We start from the raw sequence: 19,099 nt of genomic DNA on the forward strand, positions 1-19,099 counted from the left end.
CAGTTGGGACTCCATGAAAAGTTGGACGAATTTCCGATTCCTCCTTGCTGCGAGATGCATAACATGTTAATTTATACACATGTGATAAATATAGCAAGCAAGAGCCGGGGGGCCTGCGTTGCCATGGGAGGAGAGACTCATGATCATCCTGACTATTTTTCTGATGCTCTGTCTGGCGGTCCCGGCAGGATCGCAAATGGCCTTCGAAGACCAGCTTGATGAACTCAAAGTCGAGAAAATCAGCGACTCCATCATCATCGTAAAGACCGTGGCCGGTTATCCCAACCAGTTGGCCATAAACTCCGATCAGGGCATCATTGTTTTAGGCACTCATTGGAATCCCAAAACCGCCTCGGAATTCCGCCACGTCATTGAAGAGGAATTCGGCAGCGAAAAGTTCCGATACATCATTGATATCACATCGCGAATCATCTCCAACGGAGGCACCGACGCCTATCCCGGTGTCGAGAATCTGGCGCATGAAAGCTGCCGCGAGATCATGCTTGCGCGCGCGTCGCGGCTTCAAGAAGACATCGATCAGGAGATCGAAGTTTTCCGGTGGAAGGAGAATCATTCCCGAACCATTCTCGAGGAAACGCCGGATAGTCCCGACGCGGATCAGGGGCAATACAATTGGATGATGTTCTGCAAGCGGCTGGCGGATGATCTCGAGAGCGACGGATACAAACAGAAACTCCCCGACATCACATTCAAGGATAGAAAAAGCATCGATCTCGGGCATGGAACACTAGAACTTATCGATTTCGGCAAAGGGACCGATTCAAACTCCCTGATGATCTGGCTTCCTCAAGATGGATTCCTCATGGCGCCGGCATTCGGGCCGCATCACATGTCTCCCATTCTAAGAGACTTTAGCGACGATAAAACCGTTGAAAAATGGCTGGCCGTCCTCGATGAACTCCTCGATGGTGAGCATGAAATCAAACAGGTTTATTGCGGACTCCAGGGCGATCTGACCGTGGATCAACTCGCCAAAAGACGGGACTATATCCGGGCCCTCTGGAACGGCGTTGTCAAAGCCACGGAAGAGGGGCTCGATTATACGACAGCAACGGAAAGGCTCGCCGTGGAGAATCTTGTTCCTGATATCAAGACATGGCCGATTTGGGAAAACCACAAAGAAGGGTGGGTCTACGAAGATCATGGAGAGCATCTGTACTCCTATTGGATGCTCCTGCATGAATCGGCGGCGCAGGTCATCGAACAAACGCTTGATGATGCCGGCATTAAAAAGGCTCTTTCCAAGTTTGAAGAAATCCTAAAAGATAAAAGTCACAGCTATTTTGTTTCCGAGCAATGGTTCAATTCGCTTGGGTATCGACTGCTTAACGAAGATCGCATAGCGGAAGCCATCGCCGTCTTCCAAATGAATGTAAAAGCCTATCCCGGATCCGCCAATGTTTATGACAGCCTTGCCGAAGCCTACATGACAAACGGGCAAAACGAACTCGCGATCAACAATTACAAAAAATCACTGGAGCTGAATCCGGCGAACGCAAACGCCGTTGAAATGCTGGAAAAGCTGGAGAAATTATAAGACTGTCCGGATGACGGGATTAAGGAGACACCCATGACCCAACGCCACCGCCCTCAAATGCTCATTATTCTGATTCCCTTCCTGCTTTTGATGAGCGCTGCTTCGGGATTTTCTCAAAATCTCATCCAGGCCGCCAAAGATGGAGATCTTGAAACAATCGAGGAGCTTCTCTCTGCGGATGCGAGCCTTGTTAATGAAAAGGACGAGCGTGATGGCACAGCCTGGCTCTTCGCCATCGATAGAGGCCACCGTGAAATAGTTGATTACCTTCTTGAACATGGGGCCGATATCCATGCCCGGGATGTTGATGGGGATGGGGCCCTGCATTGGGCCGCCTATGCCGGCAGAGCAGGGATTGCGGCCCGTCTTCTTGATCTCGGCCTGCCCGTCGATGATCTCAATCAACAACAGCAGACGCCGCTTCATTATGCGGCCATGAGGGGACATCCTGAGGTTGTCATGCTGCTCCTGCAAGGCGGCGCTGATATCAATCGTCCATCACATACCGGCGAACCTGCCATCACCTATGCCGTCTTGAGAAATCAGTTCGATACCGCCGTCGTTCTGCTCATGCAGGGCGCGGATCTTGAAATTCGAGACGACTACGGCAGAACGCCCCTGCTTCTCGCGGCCAGGGAAACGGGAAATGCCGACATGGCGCGCCTCCTTCTCAAATACGGCGCCGACATCAATGCGGTGGACAAATATGGCGATACGCCTCTCACCCTCACCACTTGGCGGGGATTCGCCGACGCTGTCGATGTCCTTCTCGAATATGGGGCCGATATTCCGACTTCCGGAAAAAATGGCGAATTCCTCATGACCTTTGCTGCCGCGAAGGGATTGAATCGATTGTTCTCAATCCTGCTCGAGGGAGGCGCCGACCCGAATATTCGAAATAGCTACGGCGGTAATCTCCTCCACTCCGCTGCCGCCGCCGGCTCCGTTGAAATCGTTGAATTGTTGTTGCATCGGGAGCATCTTGATCCTCTTGAAAGGGACCGTTACGGATGGAATGCGCTTCACTATGCCGCGTATAGAGGCCGCACGAATATTATCAATTACCTATCGAACGCGGGTGTCGATTTGAACTTGAGAACTCACTCGGGGAGATCCGCTCTGAATCTTGCGGATTTTATGGGACGCGACCAGAACGTCATGTTGTTGAAAAAGCTCGGTGGAGATGCCGCGCCGATACAATTCCCGGCGCTTGAAGGACCCTATCTCGGGCAGAGGCCGCCCGGGCCAAAGGCGGAGCTCTTCGCCTTGGATATCGTCGCTTCGAATGAGGGGCAGCACGGCTCGGTGTCTTTTACGCCGGATGGCAAAGAAGCCTTCTGGTCATCTTTCCTCTCCACGGATGTCGGTTACTCAAGGAGCGGCATCCTAACATCCAAAATGGTCGATGGACGGTGGACCCCGCCCCAAATGGCTTCATTTGCTCCCACATGGGAACGGGACCAAAGTGGTGATGTCCCGTTTGTATCACCTGACGGCCGGCATCTTTACTTTTTAAGCCGCCGTCCTCACGAACCCGGCGGCCCGATCCGCGGCGAGCATCTTTGGATCACCGAATATGACGGCAACGGCTGGTCGGAGCCCACCCTTGCCGGAGGAGTCGACAACCCCATCTCCTTCCATTGGCAATTTTCCATTGATAAGCATAGAGACCTTTATTTCTCGGCCAATCGGCCGTCAGGGCGCGGCATGGGAGATATTTATTGTTCCAAATTTGTAAATGGAGTGTACCTGCCCGCTGAGAATATGGGGGCCGTCATCAACACCGAATATAGTGAAGGCGCGCCTTACATCTCCCCCGAGGGTGACTACCTCCTTTTCATCAGAGACGATGAGATTACTGGTTTCGGAAAAGGCGATATTTATATCAGCTATCGAACAGACGGCAATAATTGGACGCCTCCGCGGAATCTTGGAGGCGACATCAATTCCTCTTCTTCGGAAATCTGTCCAATGGTATCACCCGACGGAAGGTATCTTTTCTTTATCAGCCAGCGGCTGGATACGAACAATGTCTTTTGGGCAGCCGCGGATTTTATTTCGAAGTTCAGGCCCTAAAAAACGCATTGTTCGAGAGGCGGTCGGACGTGTACCCATCATTCAACGGTTTCGACCGCCGCTCTTCTCGTCTCCTCAATTTGCTGCATAAATTTCTGCGCGCCCTTTATGTTTTTCGATCCGATTTTCAGCGATTGCTTGAAATTCTCATACGAGGATTCATACTCACCGGCGAGATAAAGAGCTTCACCCAGGCTGTCATAAACATTCCAGGATTTGGGGAACATCGATACATTCATTTCGAAGATCGCAATCGCTTCAGAGACCTTATTATCATAAAGATAACGGTAACCCAGCAGGTTGAACTCGTTTTCATCAATATAATGCGACCGATGACTCTTCGATTGGGCGGCAAGATTTCTTAATAGATGTAGGGCGGCTGTAAGACCCGAATCATTCAGTACACACTCGACATTGTAAGCCGCCGACGCGTCCGGATTCTCAACCTCCGACCAGTACAATGCCGACTTTGCAGGCAATTCGACCTGGGACATCAATAACTCACTCTCGCCCCGGCCCCAGACGCCCAGCACGGACAGCGGCAGAATAAGGAGAATGAGCAAAATACCTGTGATGAGCGACGCCCTGCGCCCCATGGCTCCCCGGCGGATATTTGGATTGAGAATGTGGAGGAGCCTATCCTTGAGATTCGAGTTTTGCGAGATTCCGACCGGTTGCCATGCCAAGCTGATATTGTTGCTGACATCTTCAGCCATTTCCATCAACTGCATGGCGTAATCGGATGGCTTGACTCCTGACCGAAGCACGGCATTATCGCAGTCCCGCTCTCTCTCAATACGAAGGCGGGAGAGGGCCATCCAAACAAGCGGATTGTACCAGTAGAGAACGGTGACAATTGAAGCAAGCTCTTCCATCAAGGCATCGTGCCTCTTGATATGGGCCATTTCATGCGCTATGACCAAATGCCGGCGCTGCTCGTTCCAACTCTCTGCATCCTCCGGGAGAATAATGAGCGGCCGGAGGATTCCCAGTGTCATCCCCGTCTTAATTCGTTCCGATTTTAAAACCTGAACTCTCCGGCTCAGTTTAAAATGACGTGACAGATCGGCGCACCGTTCGTTCCAGGACCCCTGAAGCGTTTCAGCGCTTCTGACAATCCGCCGGATGTGCAGACGCCAGGCTAAAATCCAAAGAAATGTGATACACGAGCCAATGGCCAGGCAAAGAAGCGCCCAATGAGACCAATGGGTGCCGAAGCTCGGTATGGCATCTCCACCAGCCGCGGTATCTGATCCCGGATCCTTCGTGCCGGACAATCCTTCAAGGGCGAGTCGGGTGAGATGGGATGAGCCCGCGTCAACACCGCCGGCGAGGCCGACAGAGTGAAGATCCGGGAGAATCGGGATTTTAAGGACCGGTCCTGCGATGGAAAAGACCGGAAGAACGAGGAGGCCGACAAAGGTGAAAGCCCAAATCCTGTTTCGAATGCAGGCCGATGTGTTGCGCAGCAGCATCGTCAGGAGCCGGGCGGCGGCGCAGATAACAGCTCCCTTTAACGCAAAATCGATGACAATCTGAAGAATGCCGGTCCACGAATCCATCATCACTGTCCTTGATTGCGCGAATCCTTAATAAGTTTGAGAATATCCTCTTTATCCTTTTTCGACAGGGACAATTCAGATTCCTTGAGAATGGAAATAACGGCGCTCGCCTCCGCGCCCTTAAAAAAAGTCTCTATCACATGTTTGAGCATATTCCTCCGCACCTCGGCGGTGGAGATTGTCGGGGAATAGATAAACCGCCCCTTTAAGACCTTATGCCGTAGATAACCCTTGGTTTCTAATACGTTGAGCAAGGTCCTTACGGTTGCATTGACCGGCCTGCCCGGAAGGCCTTCGACCACCTCGACCGCCGTGGCCTCGCCCGATTTGAAGATAATATCCATAATCTGGCGCTCCCGGCGCGTGAGATCGCTGAGTTTGGGTTTCCGGGTCATTTATCTCTCCTGTCAGGATTTAATCGCTTACCCATCAATCAAATAGACGGTATGCCCGAGCCGGGGGCCGCCACGTTGAGTGCCTTGGACCCCGGCCACATGGAGATACTGTGATTTCTATCACATGTTAATGATCTAACACTCAGGAGCCAGGTGTCAAGATTCATCTCTGGCATCGGGCGGATGAGGCTTTGGATCACGGGAGCCGTCAGATTGTAAAAGTAGGAATCGGCGCCGCCGGTCACCTTTTTCTTTCTCAATTCATCCTCGGAAGACGCACTTAGGGATAGGGGCCGGCCTGATGGCGGAGGAGCCTGCCGGAGTCGGGTCACCCGGCGTCGGGCGGAAAGGACGTCTCAACCCGAGAGGTGTTTTACTATCTTACCCAAGAGGATTCAACATATTATCCCAGCATGAATGAGATCACGAGAATACTGACGGCCCTCGAGCAGGGCGATCCCCGCGCCGCGGACGAGCTTCTACCCCTGGTCTACCAGGAGCTCCGCCGCCTGGCGGCCCAGAAACTGGCGCGCGAGACTCCGGGTCAGACGCTTCAAGCCACAGCTTTGGTGCATGAAGCCTATCTCCGCATCGTTGGATCGGGAGACCAGGATTGGAGCCACCGGGGACACTTCTTCGCCGCCGCGGCCGAGGCGATGCGCAGGATTCTCATTGAAGCCGCCCGCCGCAAGAAAAGCCTCAAACGCGGCGGTGATCGCCGGAGAGTAGAACTCGACGATGCGACTCTCGCGATAGAAGGTCCGTCGGACGATATCCTCGCGTTGAATCAGGTTCTCGACAGGTTTACCGAGGTCGATCCGGAGGCCGCGGAGCTGGTGAAGCTGCGCTACTTCGGGGGATTGACCCTCGAGCAGATCGCTCAGATCCGAGGTGTCACCCGGCGCACCGTTGTTAATCATTGGGCCTATGCCCGTGCTTGGTTGCATCGGGAAATGACCAAAGAGTAGAAAGTGAGGTGCTTATGCTTGAAGCCTTTTCAACTCCCCACAACCGTACCCTGACATTCGTTTTTCTGGCGATCTGTTGCGCTTCTGTCGTGGCTGCCGGCGTTGTTGGAATCAGCGATAATTTGCCGGGAATTCTCTTGGCCTTTGGTGGGGCCGCGGCCCTCATCCTCGCCTTCGTCCACCCCTGGCGTACGGCAAGGCAATTCAGACTCCTTCTGCTTGTATCGGTAATCAGTTTCGTGGTACTGGCCGTTCTGCACAATGTTTTCGAGGCTGTGGCGGGGATGACAGAAATTGTTGGCGCGATCAAGATCTTGCTGCAAGGACTCAGCATTGCGGCCTTTCTTCTCGCGGTTCTGGTCTGCCCTCCCGCGATCATGGTCAGCGCGGTAGGTTCGATTGTTATGGCCCCCCGGAACCATCGCCCGCCCGCACCGGATCGTAGTTCGGATGCCTAACCCATTCTCAGGCACTCTGCGAATGGTGAGCGCCGCCGGTTTGCTCCCGGCCCTGGCCATGCCGGCGTGGGGCCAGGAGGCGAAGTCAGAGGCGCCCTTGGATTCCTCTGCAATGTCGGCGTGGGCTGGTACCGGCAAGTCTCCTCATACAGCGGTCCGGCCGATTCATTCTGGGGTGTACATTTCGGGATCGGGATTTAGTCGTTCCCGAAACGGCCGGGAAATGCGCACTGATACATAGAGGCCCGTTTTTCAATAGGAACCGACCATGAATCCTGAATCCAAAGACATCAAGCAGATCTTCGCCGAAGCGCTGAAGTTGCAGACCGCCCCGGAGCGGGCGGCATACCTGAACGAATGTTGCGGAGAGGATGCCGCCCTGCGCGCGGAAGTTGAGTCACTGCTCAGTGCCCATGAAGATGCCGGCGACTTCCTCGACACCGCCGCCGTCGGCTTGGAGGCTCCCCTGTCGGACATTTTTCTGAACGACGGCGCCGGCACAACCATCGGTCGCTACAAGCTGCTTCAAGTGATCGGTGAAGGCGGATTCGGTATTGTTTACATGGCCGAGCAGCAAGAGCCGATCCGGCGGCGCGTGGCCCTCAAGATCATCAAGCTTGGCATGGACACCAAACAGGTCATCGCGCGCTTTGAAGCCGAACGGCAGGCCCTGGCGCTGATGGATCATCCCAACATCGCCAAGGTGCTGGATGCCGGAGCGACCGAAACGGGCCGGCCTTATTTCGTGATGGAGCTGGTCAAAGGTATGCCCATCACTCAGTATTGCGACGAGAATAAGCTGGACACCAAGCAGCGATTAAGATTGTTCCTCGACGTGTGCAACGCCGTCCAACACGCGCATCACAAGGGGATCATCCACCGCGACATCAAACCCTCCAACGTGATGATCACACTCCTTGACGGCACTCCGGTCCCAAAGGTCATTGATTTTGGGATTGCTAAAGCAATCCAGCAGCGCCTTACCGAGAAAACGCTTTTCACGGAGTACCAGCAGTTCATCGGCACACCGCAATATATGAGCCCCGAACAAGCCGCGATCAGCGGGTTGGATATAGACACTCGAACAGATGTCTACTCGCTCGGTGTTCTTCTCTATGAGCTTCTCACCGGCACCACCCCCTGCGAGGTCAAGCGCCTCCGGGGCGCCGCCTATGACGAGATCCGCAGAATCATCCGCGAAACCGACCTCCCCAAACCGTCCACACGATTGAGCACATTGGGTGATGATATCGGCGAGGTCGCTAAACAACGCCATGCTCAGCCGGGGCGGCTGCGCAAGATGGTCGCCGGCGATCTGGACTGGATCGCCATGAAGTCGCTCGAGAAGGATCGCACGCGTCGCTATGCAACGGCCAATGAACTGGCGGCTGATATCAGTCGCTATCTTGCCAATGAGATGATCTTGGCCGGTCCTCCGAGCATTGGCTATCGCCTCTTGAAGCGGGTCAGGCGGCATAAGACATTGTTTGCCACAGTGGCCGCGGTGGTGCTGCTGGCGGTCCTGTTCGGCGGCGTTTTCACACTGCAACAGCGGCAGAAGCTGGAGCGCTTAAGAGGTGTTGCCGAGACCGGCTTGGCCGACGGGCGGCTGGCCATGGCAATGGGTGACTATGGCGCCGTTCAGCGCCGGCTGACCTCTGTGAAAGTGCAACTCGAAGACAGCGAGTCTCTCACAACCCGCTATCAATCGGAAGTGGACAGCCTTCTCGGCAAGGCGGAGTTGAAGCTTCGTTTTCGGCGCTTTCAGTCGTCTGTGGAAACAGCCCGGTACGCGACCCAACCCCTGATGGGTTTGTTGCCTGAGTATTGGAGCTGGACCGATCAAGAACTGAATACCCGTCTGCTGAAAGCCCGCGATCGTTGCCGGGAGGCGCTTACAATTTTCGGCGTGATCGACAATCCGCAATGGCGGGACGAACTCGAGAAACTTCCTCTGGATCCGAATGAGGCGCGGTTCGTTCAGGATAAGGCGGCGGAATTGCTCTTTATGCTGGCCACCACCCAACATCGCATTGGAAAACTCAGCTTCGCTTGGAGCAGCACCGCCGGTGCGCAACGGGCTATCGGCTTTCTCAATCAGGTTGAAGCGCTGGCGCCGAATCTCCAGGCCCTTTACGAATACCGAAGCACTTATTGGGATGAGGTCGGCAACACCGAAAGGGCCGATGCGGATGCCGCGCGTGCCGAGGTAGTCAAACCCTCGACTTGGCTCGATCATTGGCTGCTGGCCAACAAATTCTGGCCGGATCAGCAACGGGCGATTGCGGAGCTGGAGAAGGCCATCGCTCTCAAGGTCGATGACTACTGGACCTGGTACGCCTGGGGACTGGCGTTCGAATGGGCCGAGGAGTTCGCCGAGCGACGGATCCATCATGCGATGAGTATCTGCATCAACCTCAATCCACTGGAGGCGGCCGGATGGATCGGTCGCGGGGCGCATGGCATGCTTCCCGAACCGTCAGGCCGCGAGGCGGCCATCGCCGATCTCACCAGGGGCTTGGAACTGACCGACGACCCGGGCCTGCGAAGCTTTGCCCACTACTACCGGGGCGTCGCTCTATCCGCAATGGGTGACATGGATGGCGCCCTGCGGGATCTCTCCTCTGCGGTCGAAGCAAAATCGAATTTCCCCGGCTGTTTGGTCACCCGCGGTGAACTGTATCTGATGCTCGGCGACAAAAGCCGCGCGCAGGCGGATTTCCGGGAGGTCCTTGTTCGATTCCCCCGGCCGGCGAAGCCGAGCGAGTATATTTGGCGCATCCGGGCCCTTAAACATTTGGAAGAATGGGAAACGGTCATCGAGGAGTGCCATCTGCAGGCCGCGCATCCGGACAACATCTTTAACAATCAAACCAATGTTGCCTACGCCGATTACCGGTTGGGCCGGTACCAGGAAGCGGCCCAGATTCTCCAGAACGCGACGGGGGCCGCCGAGTCTTTTGTCTTGTCGATGGCGCTGTGGAAGATGGGCAGAAAAGAAGAAGCCCGCGCTTCGTATCGGAGGGGTGTGGACTGGATCGCCAGGAATGGGTCTGCAGTCCTGTCGGGCAGCCGCGTGTTGTGGTGCCGACGGGTCGGTGCTTATGAATCCGAAGCGGCGGGACTCAGCGGGATCAGTGAGTCCCAGAGACCGGATTTGTTCATCCCAACGCAGTGACAGAACCATTGCGAAGGAGGCGGATGATGATATTGAAAATAATGAGCAAACTGGTCGGGGCCCTTGTTTGCGCAGCCTGCCTGTTCTTATCCGTATCCTGCGCACCAACCACCGAGCGCGGACCGGCCGAAGTGGCCTACGAATTGAGGATAAACGGCAAACTCGATGAAGCAAAACAGGTTCTCGAGGATGCGCTGTCGCAAGATCCCGGCTATGCGGACGGCCACTATGAGCTCGCCAGAGTTAAATCCCACATGGCGTTCGGAGATCCGCGGCAGACTGAGAATCTATTGACCGAGGCGCTGCAGTCGATTAACCGGGCGGTCGCGCTGGACTCCAGCAGCGTAATTTATACATTCTTTGCAGGACATGTTCATTTCGTACGCGCTTTTTTTGCGATGCACATGGGCGAAGCCGATGCGGCCGAAAGAGCCGCCCGCAGCTGCGATTCCTTTACCGCCGCGCTGCGATTGGACCCTGACTATCGCGAGGCGATGCTGTATCTCGTCGAACTCTATGGAGTTTTACCGGTAGAGATGGGCGGCGACAGGTCCAAAGCTGAGGTCTACAGGACCGAGCTGGCCGCGAAGGATGAAATTTATGGCATGAAGGCTCGATCGATTCTCAGCGAGGTTGGCGTCGCGGATTGGAAGGAACTCTACGAAAAACATCCCGGCAACACCGATGTTCTCGAGGAGCTGGGAAAGGCCTACCTGCGTAAAGGCAATGTGGCCGAAGCAGACAAGTTCTTTGAGGAAGCCGTCGCGATCGATTCGAGCCAGGTGATCCTCTTCTTGGATCTTGGCAGGTATCATTTCGGATCCGCCCTGGAAATCATGGAGTCCGAAGAGCAGGAAACACTACAAAGGCACTGGGCGGCTGCCGAATCCGCCATACTCAGATACCTTGAATCGGAACATCCGGCTCCTATGAAGGCCTATGCGCTCAGGATGCTCTCGAAGGTGAAGCATGGAACCGGTGACAAGGGAGAGGGCGACAACCTCAAGGCCGAGGCCAAGGCATTGGATCCTTTCCATTCGAGAGCGACCGGGAATCCGCCGGCAGTACTGTTCACGCCTCCGGGAATGATTGAACACGACCACCGGTATCTGATGAGGCCGTTCTAATCTCACACCGGCTCGGGGAACGACTTAGTTACACATACACCAGGTTGCAAATAAAATCGGGAAGGAGAGAGGATCATGACACAGCGATTGAGCAGAAGACGAGCGGGCACACTCCTTTGGGCCGTCTTGGCGCTTGTAGTGATAATGTCGGTTGATGCCTTAGGATCGAATCCGGTTGGAGTGGCTGAATCGGCGTACGAGTTAAGAATGAACGGCAAGCTCGATGAAGCGAAAAAGATACTCGATGACGCCGTCGCCGCAAACCCCGGCTACGCAGCGGGTCACTTCGAGCTTGCGAGGGTGAAGCTTCACATGGCGCTGGGAAATCCACGAGAGATCGCCGCTCTCTTAGCGGAGGCCCAGCAATCGATTGACCGGGCTATAGAGATTGATCCTGACAATGTGATCTATTCGTACTTCGCGGGAAAAGTGGCTTTCGCTCGGGCTTATATGGCCATGGCGATGGAAGAACCGGATGCAAAAATCAAGGCCGCGCGCTGTTGTGAAGCCTTCGAAACCGCCGTACGGCTGAAGCCGGATTATTACGAAGCGATGCTGCACCTCGTTGAACTCTACGGAGACCCGCCGGAGGGGTTTGGAGGCGATAGATCCAAAGCCGAAGCTTATCAATCCAAACTGGCCAAGAAGGACGAAATCTTTGGAGTAAAGGCCCGTTCGGTGCTTGAAAATGTGAGCGTCGCAGACTGGACCTCATTGCGCGACAAATATCCCGGCAACACCGACATCATTGAAGAGTTGGGAAAGGCTTATCTGCGTGAGAATAATTTGGTCGAGGCCGGCAAGTGCTTCGAAGAGGCCGTCAAAATTGATCCCCGAGAAGCCATCCTCTTCATGGATTTGGGACGGTACCATATCTTCAATGTTATACAGGCCATGGAGTCGGAGGATAAGAAATCGGTGGAGACGGATCTGGCGGCCGCCGAGAAGGCGATCCAGCGCTATCTCGAATTCGAACATCCCGCACCGATAAGAGCCTACGCGCTCGAGATGCTCGCGAAGGTGAAACGCGGAAGGGGCGAACAGGACAAAGTGGATAAGCTGAGGAAAGAGGCGCAGGCCTTGGATCCGTATTACTCGAAGGCGACCGGTTGCCCGCCGCTGGCGCTATTCACACCGCCGGAGACGATTTTTCAAGACCACCGGTATCTGGCGAGGCCGTTCTAGAGCAGGGAACGGCGAGTCACAGGAAGGGCGGGCCCGAAAGCCCGCCCTTTATGTCCAAGAATCAAACCCACCGTTTCCGGTGGCGATTCCATTTTCGGATTACCGATAGGTGCTCTTTATGGTCCCCCAGGTGGAGGATTCGGCCGGCGTCGGCTGGCCGCCACCGCAGAGCCATTCAACAACGTTGATCACATACTGGTTCGAACCGGGATCGGCCGAGTTCGCACTGAGATTCGACGTGTCGAGGAACACCTTGCCGTTGCTGTACAGACCGCCGGCGCAGTGGACATCAGTAGCGCAGGTGCCGGTGCCCTGGGCGATCAGGGTATAGCCGGCTCCAAGATTCGTCGTGTAGATGGTATCGAAGCGCCCCGGCAAATCCACGGCATTGAGACCGTCCATCGTGGGATGTCCGGGCTCGACGATCGCATTTGCGTCCCAGGGCATACAAAATCCAACAGCCGTGATGTAAAGCCCAAACCCCGTTGGGGCATAGTCCAATGCTCCCGTCGCAGCGCCCGGCTGGTGAATGTACAACCCGCCGCCTCCGCCGACGTAGGCTTCTAGATCGGCCTGATAGGAAGCGATGAACCCAGGACCAACAAGGGGAATGACAACGACATCATAGCTCGAGATGTTCGCAAAGCTCAGGTTTGAGCCCACGGTTACGCTGTAACCAAGACCCGTGAAGCGAATCACCTCATTCAACGGATCATTATAGAAATAAACTGTGCATTCTCTGTTGGCGTGATTGTCTTCGAAGTTGACCCAAACATCGGGATCATATCCGGTATGGTCCGGTTCGGCGACAGCCACACCGGTCAGCACTAGAATACACAGGAAACCGAGAACCAAGTGTCTCATTTGATTCCTCCAAAGGTGCATGCATACGTTCGTATTAAACAACCGGTTGCGCCCCCGGGACAAACAGCACCATGGCCAATGGCTCCCGGAGACAGAAGGCATTATAGGGTATGCGGGATCGAAAGTAAAGCGCGAATCCCGGCCCCGGCCTGCGCGTCTGATTTATCAAGTTCAGCATGCCGGCGACGACGACGCCGGCCGACGCATGCCGCGCAGAGTAGATGCCCGATGGAATTTTAAATCTCAATGTGACCCCGGAATCGGTTTACTCGTTCTCGATCAACGAAGTACGACGACCTTTGCCATACCCACCTGGTTTCCGGCCTTCAGACGGATGAGATAAACGCCCGATGCGACAGGGCGGCCCTGCCCATCCATACCGTTCCAGGAGACCCTGCGCCATCCGGGGGACTCCACCCGGTCCGCCAGAGCGCATACCTCTCTCCCCCTCAGATCGTACACGCCCAGCAAGACGCGACCGTCGGCGGGCATCTGAAACCAGACTTCCGTTTGGCCCTGGAGGGGATTCGGTGAGCATGCCAGCGCGACGCGGCAGGGATAGCGGATATCATCCCCTTCATCGACATCCGCCGCCATCACCAGGAGTTCCTCGTACGTCGCATCGCTGATCGGAAAATTGAGGTCGCGGAACTCGTCGCGCAGATCGGTATCGAACGCGAACGATTCAGCCGTGACCATGAGGGTCGCCCGGAAAGTGTCGGCCTCGGCCGTGTCGTTCTGCTGATCGTACCTTTGTTGAAGGTCTTCATTAAAGACGGAGAGAAGCCGTGTCATCCGTCCGGCGGGTCCGGCATAACCCTCACCCGCCCCTTCCGCATGGGCGCAAAATTTGTAAGCCAGCGTCATAAACGTATCGAAGGTTTCATCCTCCGGCGTCACCGGGTCATTCCACGACGCGAAGTTCATGCCTTCGGAGATGTACCGTTCGTAGGCGTTCCTGACAACTCCAATCGTCTGGATGGCGTTCTGTTGGATGTCGAAGATGAGATCATCGCTCAATCCGTACGCCTCACCCTGGTTTATCATTTCATAGGCCGTTGCATGCTGGAAGATCTGCGCCATCGTCTCGGAATAAATGGCGTTTGCACATCCGTCGATCTTCCCGCCGTAATAGAAGCCTGCGGGGAAATTGAGGGTTACGTTGTGTCCCATCTCATGCATAAAGGATGACCACTGCACGGTTCCCTGGAAGGCGTAATCGGCGGCAGCGAAGCTGACGGGACTTGTGTACCAGAGCGAATACATCCCCGGGAAATCCGCATCCCTTAAGACGACCTGCCGGAAGCCGCCGTCAATCTGGAACAGGTCATCGTTCACCATCCCTTTTTGCATGAACGCCGTGACGGAGAGAAGATACTCTACAGCTGATCTGGAGATGACGGTGAAAAACTCGTCACCAAAAAAAACGAGATCGTCGGGGATGCCGTAACCGGGCATTCGGCTGGTCAGTTCCACGAGGGAATCGGGAACAGAGACGGCGACCTCTTCAGGGATCGGAAGTGGATCAATTTCCGGCGGGACAAACCGGATGAGAACCTGCGTCGAATCGGTTTCATCGCCGTCATAGTGAGCGGTTATCGTGAGGATATAGTTTCTTGAAATATCAGCGTAGGTGTGGTCCTGGGGGAACCAACCGTCGTTAACCTGATTATCGCCCCAGTTCCATGTGAACGGAATCGAAGGGCCCTGGCTGTCGCAGCCGTTCACCAGCACGTAGCCCGTCGTCTCGTTCATCTCGACGATCCACGCATTTAACGTCGGCAAACCGCCTGACAGGTACCGCTCGAATGTGAAATCTCGTTGCCCCGCCATTGCCGGCACGGTCCAAAGGTGCGCCAGCATCGACAATATCATCGCAGATTGTACAATTCTTGTGGCCATAATCCACCCTCCATGCAAAGCGGCTCATCCAAACGCCGCAACACATAAAGTCCAGCCATTCGACTCGAAACCCGCCTGCGCCCTGCAATGGCATCGCAAGCTGATGCGCCCGGCCTCGGCAGAAATATTATAGGAGCGGCGACGACCAAACGACAAGGGTCGCCTTCTCCGCTGTCCTTCTTCCGCCTCCTCTATTTCCGGCATCCGCAATCGGTTTGAACGTGGCAATAGGGATGTGCCGTCCGGAAGGCGCAGACCTGCCCGCAAGAGTTCACATCCAGGTTGTTGTTGAGCACATTCAGATCCTGCATGGAATTATGCGCCATGATGGGCGTGAGGTTGATCGAGTTCAGGTCGTTGTCGGGCAGATCCAACCATGTCAGGTTAGTACAGGTCTGCAGAGGCGCCAGATCGATGGATACAAGGTCATTGTCTCCGAAGTTGATCGACCGGAGCCGCAGGCAGTTGCCCAGAGGAGCCAAGCTGACATGATCGAGCGAATTGCTGTTGAAGGCGACGATATCCAGTCGCGGACAGGAGGCCAGCGGCGTGAGATCGATGGTGTCGAGATTGTTCGTCCCCGCGGCCAGGAAGATCAGCCGTGTGCAGGTCGCCAAAGGCGTGAGATCAAGGGCGTCCAGCCCGCACTCGTTGAATTCCAGGTTGCGGAGGTTGGGCACCGACCCCAGAGGGGTAAGGTCGATTTGGCCGAGAGGATTCCTTCTCAGGATGAGATATTCCAGGCTGTCGCATTCCGCCAGCGGCCCCAGATCGAGACCGCCGATCGAGTTGTCTGTGGCCCAGAGCTGGCGGAGTTGCTTGCACGAGGACAGCGGGTTGAGGTCCAAGGAGACGAGGCTGTTGCCGGATAGATACAAACCGCGTAGATCGGTGCATCCGGAGAGCGGGCCCAGATCGACCGCGTCCAACCCAAGGTAACCCAGGTCCAGAGACTGGAGGCGCTTGCAGACCCGAAGCCAGGAAAGGTTGATCAAATCCAGATGATTGCCCGGCCCGCTGAAGGAGCCTCCATAGAGATTCAGCTTCTTGAGCTCCCCGGCGTAGTATTCGATTCCTTGCAAGCAGTTCAGATCGGTCAGGTTCATGTCCCGGAGATCGATTTCGGTCACGCATCCTCCTGAAGACCGGACCACTTTCGACTCGGGGATGTCTATCCCGTTGAGCACAACCGGCAAATCCGGTTCACACCTCCGCGCTGTGACCGTGATCGTAGTGGGTACATAGTTGGTTTGACTGCCCTGAGAGCGGTTCACCATCAAGACCAGGGCCTTGCCGTCGGCCGCCCATTCGTCCAGCCGGGGAACGACCATTTCATGCCCGCTCTGAGTGATCGATCCATAACGGCTCCACATTTGGCCGCGCTTGTATTCGTAGGCAAGGACCTGGCAGCCGCCCTCCTCATCCATCAGACTCACGGAGAGGGAAGATCCTTGAGGAAACGCCGCCCCTTCAGCAAAGAACACGGTGTAGACGTGCGCCGTCCAGTCTGTGGCGTACCAGCTGAAGGTTGTCCCGCTGTCCGTGGGGCTGCTGAAGGCGTAGGTGGCATTCCTGCCCTCCACGATCTTGTCCGGATGGGGGAAGGACGGCACATCTTGATAGATGGCCCCGTCCATCCAGGCATAGCAGAAGCTGCGCCAGATTGCTTCGAATCCAGCCGTGTACTGCGAAACGACCTCGTTGACGGCGTTTAGGGGGTTGCGCGATTCCAGCCTCAGCTTCAACACATCTCCTATCCTCCGGTCCCCGCCGGTGACCCCCTCAAAGGTGGCGCCAAGAAAGAGCGAGGCGCCGTAGCCATGATTCTGAACCAGCCAGCAGTCCGTGCAGGAGCCGGCGGCGGTGAGGGTCGGCGAGTATTGAAGGGAGTGGGAGCAGAGAAAGCGATAATCCGCTTCGACAACGGATTGGGTCACATACTGAGTGCCGGCCATCTTGCGTTCGAACCAGGTCGACATCGCCTCGTTCATCCAGTACCACTCATTCGGAGCACCCTGGAGGATACGATAGCGCGGATCATAGAGGTGTTGCATCAGATGGAACAACTCGTGTCCGACCGTGACTGCCAGTTCCTGACTGCCCGGGCTGGCCATGACCTTGGTCTCGTTCAGGAGGATCTCGTCGTAATCAGCCCCATACCATTTACTCGGAGAATGAAGTCCCCATTTCTCGGTGTCGGCGGTGGAGAAGGGCTGGATCGTCACCTGAATCGGGCGCGTCCGCTTAGCCCAGGAGAGCTGCAGGTCATCGCGCAGCTTGCTGTAGGCGCTCTCCAGTAGCGTCCCCAGCTGCGCGACCGTCCCCTGAAGGCCGGAGTTGTAGGTGATGAAATGGAAATGTCCCTCGGCGCTCACATCTCTCTTGATACCCGAGGTGCCGGAGACATCCAGAGTCCCCTCCGCCGTGTCGACGAAGGGATGCGCCGGAGTTGGGGTGGACTTCTCGGAGGGTGTGGCCGGCAGAAGGGCGGACAAGCCGGTTTCTCCGGCCGATGCGGCCAGGGTGACCCCGCAGCGTCTGAAATCCGCCCCGCTGTCGACCCATGTGTCGGTCTCTTCAATGAGAATGGCGTACTCACCATCAGGCGGCGGATCTCCGGGCATGACGATTTGCAAAGAGCACGGAAGAACGATCGTCTCCGGCAGGCCAATGACACGAAATACCGGCGTCGCGCGGTGTGGATTCTCCGGCGCTTGCGCCGTCACGTCCGTCACCTTGAGGGTGGCCGGTTCGAGAAAGGCTCCCGGTGGGACGACGAGACGGAATCCCTCGGTCTCGAGCACCCCCCCCTCCGATGTAATCGTCACTTCGGTCAGATCGGGCTGGCCGTCATCCTCCACGCTCAACCGCTCCCGGTCCGAGCAGGAGAGCGCGCAGAATAGACCGGCCGCCAGCGAAAACCTCAACGCCATCACCCATGAATTTCTCATCCCGCACCTCCCACCATACCCTGCCGGCGTGTCCCGCATGCCGGCGAACGAAAGTTGCGAACAAGTCTATCGGGTCGCACCGCTGATTGGGTGCGCCATCCGGTGACATCGGACACTGATTCCGGTGATGCCGGCCACCGATCGGAGCGCCGGCGACGCGTAGCGATTCATTCCCACTGCATCTTCTCTGTTTTCGTTAAGCGCTTCTTCCATCCCGTCAATGCGCCCTTGATTTGGTTGGATGAATTTCCCCCGGCTTGTTCAACTTCCTCGCCTTGGAAAACTTCAATTCAGGCCGCGCTCATTATGACACAGGTGGAGCCCGAAAGGGAGATCGGAGGATCGCGGTTGCGATCTTGGTGCGGGGCTAGCCGATCCTCATGAAGGGTTATGGCCTGCGCGACGTCGAAGGGAATCTCCCGGTCACGGAGAGAACCAATTTCACCATTCGGTACTCGGCCAAGTTCTTCACCGCCGTCGTCATCGACCACATCGGCAACCCGCACGAGCACTGGCCCTACGACATCTTCAACTGCGTGAAAGACGCCTCTGACCCGGTCTTCGAGGACAAAAAATCCACAATGGACTTCAAGGGGAATGTCGACGAATTATGCATCATGCCAGAGCTGGGGTTGGAGGAGATCACCATTCACCGCCGGCCCGAGAGACAGCTGCTCGCGAGGCGCCGTGGGTGTCGCGGCCGGTCAAACGAGCCGTTGGATTTGTCATCCGTCATCCAGAAGGCGGTCCAGGCAAAGTCGTAGCTGAGGACGGAATGGTCATTGATGATCAGGTGCAGAGCGGCGCGCAGCGGCTCACCCGAGAGCCCTTCCGCGGCGTTGACATATCCCGCGGGGGCGCTGTAGTCGATGGAA

General features: G+C 56.1%; 14 protein-coding genes. 8 read left to right on the forward strand and 6 right to left on the reverse strand.

From position 1 onward, the window contains the following. Nucleotides 1-139 precede the first annotated feature (139 nt). Both KJ970_13405 and KJ970_13410 read left to right on the forward strand, forming a co-directional pair. Nucleotides 140-1,558, forward strand: a complete 1,419-nt coding sequence (locus tag KJ970_13405) for a hypothetical protein (GenBank protein MBU2691911.1) — start codon at nt 140-142, stop codon at nt 1,556-1,558. A 33-nt stretch (nt 1,559-1,591) separates the two neighbouring features. After that, entirely contained in the window at nt 1,592-3,634 is a 2,043-nt protein-coding gene (locus KJ970_13410) for an ankyrin repeat domain-containing protein (GenBank protein MBU2691912.1), read from the forward strand. A 38-nt stretch (nt 3,635-3,672) separates the two neighbouring features. Here KJ970_13410 and KJ970_13415 read toward each other — a convergent pair whose 3' ends face one another. Both KJ970_13415 and KJ970_13420 read right to left on the reverse strand, forming a co-directional pair. Beyond that, complete coding sequence (locus tag KJ970_13415) at nt 3,673-5,199, reverse strand: hypothetical protein (protein ID MBU2691913.1); 1,527 nt, start codon at nt 5,197-5,199, stop codon at nt 3,673-3,675. Then, nucleotides 5,199-5,591 carry a BlaI/MecI/CopY family transcriptional regulator gene (locus KJ970_13420; GenBank protein ID MBU2691914.1) on the reverse strand — a complete coding sequence of 131 codons (393 nt, stop codon included), beginning with the start codon at nt 5,589-5,591 and terminating at the stop codon, nt 5,199-5,201. Before KJ970_13420 ends, KJ970_13415 begins: the two co-directional genes overlap by 1 nt. 413 nt (nt 5,592-6,004) lie before the next feature. On the opposite strand from KJ970_13420, the gene KJ970_13425 reads away from it, so the two are divergent. From KJ970_13425 to KJ970_13445, 5 genes are all read left to right on the forward strand, one after another. Further along, entirely contained in the window at nt 6,005-6,559 is a 555-nt protein-coding gene (locus KJ970_13425; protein MBU2691915.1) for a sigma-70 family RNA polymerase sigma factor, read from the forward strand. A gap of 14 nt (nt 6,560-6,573) precedes the next feature. Then, nucleotides 6,574-7,017 (forward strand): hypothetical protein, encoded by a 444-nt coding sequence (locus tag KJ970_13430; GenBank protein MBU2691916.1) that lies wholly within the window; start codon nt 6,574-6,576, stop codon nt 7,015-7,017. Between the two features lie 268 nt (nt 7,018-7,285). After that, on the forward strand, nt 7,286-10,195 hold the full coding sequence (locus tag KJ970_13435) for a protein kinase (protein ID MBU2691917.1): 2,910 nt from the start codon (nt 7,286-7,288) through the stop codon (nt 10,193-10,195). Nucleotides 10,196-10,218: 23 nt separating this feature from the next. Next, nucleotides 10,219-11,322 carry a hypothetical protein gene (locus KJ970_13440; protein ID MBU2691918.1) on the forward strand — a complete coding sequence of 368 codons (1,104 nt, stop codon included), beginning with the start codon at nt 10,219-10,221 and terminating at the stop codon, nt 11,320-11,322. A 75-nt stretch (nt 11,323-11,397) separates the two neighbouring features. After that, a complete protein-coding gene (locus tag KJ970_13445; GenBank protein ID MBU2691919.1) occupies nt 11,398-12,507 on the forward strand; it encodes a hypothetical protein in 1,110 nt (369 codons plus the stop codon). Between the two features lie 99 nt (nt 12,508-12,606). On the opposite strand, the gene KJ970_13450 is transcribed toward KJ970_13445, so the two are convergent. The 4 genes from KJ970_13450 to KJ970_13465 form a co-directional block, all read right to left on the reverse strand. Next, on the reverse strand, nt 12,607-13,371 hold the full coding sequence (locus tag KJ970_13450) for a hypothetical protein (GenBank protein MBU2691920.1): 765 nt from the start codon (nt 13,369-13,371) through the stop codon (nt 12,607-12,609). 34 nt (nt 13,372-13,405) lie between these two features. Next, nucleotides 13,406-13,618, reverse strand: a complete 213-nt coding sequence (locus KJ970_13455) for a hypothetical protein (protein MBU2691921.1) — start codon at nt 13,616-13,618, stop codon at nt 13,406-13,408. Nucleotides 13,619-13,650: 32 nt separating this feature from the next. Next, nucleotides 13,651-15,273 carry a T9SS type A sorting domain-containing protein gene (locus KJ970_13460; protein MBU2691922.1) on the reverse strand — a complete coding sequence of 541 codons (1,623 nt, stop codon included), beginning with the start codon at nt 15,271-15,273 and terminating at the stop codon, nt 13,651-13,653. 191 nt (nt 15,274-15,464) lie between these two features. Further along, entirely contained in the window at nt 15,465-18,224 is a 2,760-nt protein-coding gene (locus tag KJ970_13465; protein ID MBU2691923.1) for a hypothetical protein, read from the reverse strand. Nucleotides 18,225-18,604: 380 nt separating this feature from the next. On the opposite strand from KJ970_13465, the gene KJ970_13470 reads away from it, so the two are divergent. Further along, a complete protein-coding gene (locus KJ970_13470; GenBank protein ID MBU2691924.1) occupies nt 18,605-18,988 on the forward strand; it encodes a hypothetical protein in 384 nt (127 codons plus the stop codon). Nucleotides 18,989-19,099: the final 111 nt, after the last annotated feature.

Source organism: Candidatus Eisenbacteria bacterium (assembly GCA_018831195.1).
Classification (GTDB): domain Bacteria; phylum Eisenbacteria; class RBG-16-71-46; order CAIMUX01; family JAHJDP01; genus JAHJDP01.